Origin of the sequence: Vibrio sp. SG41-7 (genome assembly GCF_014164465.1) — a bacterium.
Classification (GTDB): Bacteria; Pseudomonadota; Gammaproteobacteria; order Enterobacterales; family Vibrionaceae; genus Vibrio; species Vibrio splendidus.
Window position 1 is genome coordinate 1 of record NZ_JACJFF010000361.1, and the last position, 418, is coordinate 418.

Here is a 418-nt window from a genome sequence, read left to right on the forward strand (position 1 = left end):
CTTTGTGGTTCATGACTGGGGTGAAGTCGTAACAAGGTAGCCCTAGGGGAACCTGGGGCTGGATCACCTCCTTATACGAAGATACCACGATGAGTGTCCACACAGATTGATTAGGTTTAGAAAGTTTAAGAGTAGAAATACTTTTCCAGATGGGGCTATAGCTCAGCTGGGAGAGCGCCTCGCTGGCAGCGAGGAGGTCTGCGGTTCGATCCCGCATAGCTCCACCATCTTTAAGTGTTTTTCTTTGAAAATATTTAAAAATGGTTCCCTTCTTTTAATAGAAGTTGAATCAAGCTCTTTAACAATTTGGAAAGCTGACTGATTTGATTACTTACGAGTAATTCAAATCAAATTTAAAAGTTCTCAATGTTTATCTTTCATTAGATAAACACAACAAACACATTCAAGTGTCTTGTAT

The 418-nt window shown here is 40.0% G+C and carries 1 tRNA gene and 1 rRNA gene; both read left to right on the plus strand.

Annotated elements, in window-relative coordinates:
- Positions 1-74 (plus strand): 16S ribosomal RNA (locus H5300_RS27100); the annotation flags it as partial.
- A gap of 77 nt (positions 75-151) precedes the next feature.
- Positions 152-227 (plus strand) — tRNA-Ala (locus tag H5300_RS27105).
- Positions 228-418 lie beyond the last annotated feature (191 nt).